Annotated in this window: 4 protein-coding genes; 2 read left to right on the top strand and 2 right to left on the bottom strand. The window is 54.3% G+C overall.

What is annotated here, in order from left to right; genetic code table 11:
* Together B3Z49_RS20545 and upp are read left to right on the top strand one after the other, a co-directional pair.
* Nucleotides 1-577, top strand: a 577-nt coding sequence (locus B3Z49_RS20545; protein WP_296994370.1) for an SPOR domain-containing protein, incomplete at its 5' end; no start/stop codon positions are given.
* Nucleotides 578-857: 280 nt separating this feature from the next.
* Nucleotides 858-1,508: a uracil phosphoribosyltransferase gene (gene upp, locus B3Z49_RS20540; RefSeq protein WP_008892328.1), complete on the top strand. Its 651-nt coding sequence runs from the start codon at nt 858-860 to the stop codon at nt 1,506-1,508.
* A 94-nt stretch (nt 1,509-1,602) separates the two neighbouring features.
* On the opposite strand, the gene B3Z49_RS20535 is transcribed toward upp, so the two are convergent.
* Together B3Z49_RS20535 and B3Z49_RS20530 are read right to left on the bottom strand one after the other, a co-directional pair.
* Nucleotides 1,603-2,046, bottom strand: coding sequence for a hypothetical protein (locus B3Z49_RS20535; RefSeq protein WP_231959834.1), 444 nt, complete (start codon nt 2,044-2,046; stop codon nt 1,603-1,605).
* Nucleotides 2,047-2,247: 201 nt separating this feature from the next.
* Nucleotides 2,248-2,544, bottom strand: a 297-nt coding sequence (locus B3Z49_RS20530; protein WP_296994364.1) for a hypothetical protein, incomplete at its 5' end; no start/stop codon positions are given.

Genomic DNA, 2,544 nt, shown 5'->3' with positions numbered 1-2,544 from the left:
GCGTACCGAGGCACTTTCGGATGATGCCACGGCTGGCAGCGAGGCCGCATCGAATGTGGCTGAAACCGAAGAAACCGCAGAAGCCGCAGGTTCGGAAGAACAGGCGATTGCGGCCCCGGAAATTCGCGACGTAACCGGCGACACCGATGCGCCAGCCGCACCGGAAGCGCCATCGGTTGAAGGCGCACAAGACTCTGCTGCGACCGAAACGGCGCCAACTACTGAACAGGCACCTGCGCCAGAGGCGTCCGAACTAGCGGCCGAAACCGCTGAAACCACGCCGGAACCAGCGCCAGCAGCCCCGGCATCAGATGCCAGCAAGCCTTTCTCGGTTCAGGTTGGTGCCTTCAAGGTGCATGAAAATGCCAGCCAGCGTGCCGAGGAACTGCGCGGCAAGGGACTTGAAGTCGCCGTTGTCGTGCGCGGGCCAGAGGACGAGGGGGCTTGGTATTATGTCCGGATCGGGTCCTATGCCAACCTTGCAGCGGCACGCGATGATGCCGCCAAAATCAAGACGGATCATTCGATTGACGGTTTCCCGGTTCGTGCAGAGCCCAATGACCGCGTCGTAGACTGATCAGATCGGGGGCGCATCCCGGGTACGGTTAAGGCGCACACTATATATATATAGCAGTAATACTGCAGAGCGGGGTGGTCATATGGGCTGCCCCGCTTTTCTATTGGGCTTGGCGCCTTCAATTGCCGAATTCATGTCATCGGGTTTGTTTTTGTCCTCTGATTGGGGCATTCTGCTTGCCATCTTTGGGTAAAGGCGCTACGCGCTAGGTTCTCAAACACCAGACCGGCAGCCGCTTGATTGGAACGGCTGCAAAGCAAGACAGGATGGCCGATAGCACATGAGCACGCACAAGGATTTCCCGAACCTTCATATTCTTGATCATCCGCTGATCCAGCATAAGCTGAGCCACATGCGCAAGGTCAGCACGTCGACCAAGACCTTCCGTCAGTTGCTCAAGGAAATCGCCCTTCTCATGGGCTATGAAATCACCCGCGAGCTTCCTGTCAGCTATGAAGACATCGAAACGCCGATCTGCGCGATGAAGGCGCCGGTCATTCAGGGCCGTAAACTGGCGGTGGTTCCGATCCTGCGCGCCGGTTCGGGCATGGCAGATGGCCTGATTGAACTGATGCCGTCCGCGCGCATTGGTCATATCGGCCTCTATCGCGATCCGGAAACCCACATGCCGGTCGAATATCTGGTCAAGCTGCCCGAAGTCGAAGGCCGTACCTTTATTCTGGTCGATCCGATGCTGGCGACCGGGAACTCGGCCGTGGCGGCGATCGATACGCTCAATAAATACGGTGTTGCCGACAAGGACATCCGCTTCATGGCGCTGGTTGCCGCCCCCGAAGGGGTCAAGGTCTTCCAGGATGCCCATCCGGATGTGCCGATCTATACCGCTGGCCTTGATGAGAAGCTGAATGAAAAGGCCTATATCGTTCCGGGGCTTGGCGACGCCGGTGACCGACTGTTCGGTACGCGCTAGTTCATTAGCTCGCCATTGCGTTTCGCATTAAAAAAGGGTGCCGTTTGGCACCCTTTTGTTTTCGAAGTTTTCGTCTGATTGGTAGGTCAGGCAATCAGCCCTTTGGCGATACCGTGATATCGACCACCGACCCGCTAAAGGAGCCACCGGTCAACTTGATGGTCGCAACCCGGTTTTCACGGTCATAGACCAGAACCGAAATATCGGCGCGGACCACAGTCACCTTGCTCCAGCCAAAGTTTGGCATTTCGCGTTCATAGAAATCATACATCTGCGCTTGTGACCCGCCAGCATTCAGGACAAGCCTTCCGTGCCAGGCATCGGATGCGCCAAAGATGATGCTTCTGTCCATATCGAGTGACGAATTGGACGGCATCGGAATATCTGTGAACTGGGTGAAAGACGGACCAGGTTGGCCACCTTTGCCTTCACTGCTGCCCGGTCCCGTATTGGGCACAAGATTGGTGCCAGAGCACCCGGCAAGAGAGAGCCCCGCAAAGGCGGCGGCACATATAAGATATTGTCGCAGTCTCATCATCTTCCTTCGGTCCCCTGATGCCCGTCTTATAACGAGGGGTATGGATATCTCGCCCTATCATCGGGTCATAATGTAAAGGAAAGGTTCACATATTTGCTTTTGCGCCATTTTGCGGCCTTGCCCGGATCATATGTCCTTTTGGACTAAATTGGCGGAACTATCACGGTTAATATGACCTTTAATATGACCGTGCGCATTGCATCACATCAAACGGGTTGAACCTGATTTTGGGCCGATAGACGAATCAACGGCCCGTAATCTGGGTTTTTTCGAATCATTTTGATCCGGCGCAATGTTTTTTGCCCGGTAAAAGCCCGGTCTTTGCGGGTCTTTTTCAGGACCTTTACGGGATTTTTCAACCAAGAGTCTGATGGGGACTGGTGTCTGACTTTTATGGTTGGATATGGCTTTTCGACTATGTTGTTGAAAAATAACAATATTCAGAAAAGTTCCCATTAAATGCATTTTTTTCTGAAAAAGGTGTTTACAGGTCGGGAT

The organism is Thalassospira sp. UBA1131 (assembly GCF_002311515.1).
Lineage (GTDB): Bacteria > Pseudomonadota > Alphaproteobacteria > Rhodospirillales > Thalassospiraceae > Thalassospira.
This window is presented reverse-complemented; position numbering and strand designations above follow the sequence as displayed.

Coding starts and splice junctions, on each gene's coding strand:
- upp (WP_008892328.1), top strand. CDS start 858: ATGAGCACGCACAAGGATTTCCCGAACCTTCATATTCTTGATCATCCG.
- B3Z49_RS20535 (WP_231959834.1), bottom strand. CDS start 2,046: ATGATGAGACTGCGACAATATCTTATATGTGCCGCCGCCTTTGCGGGG.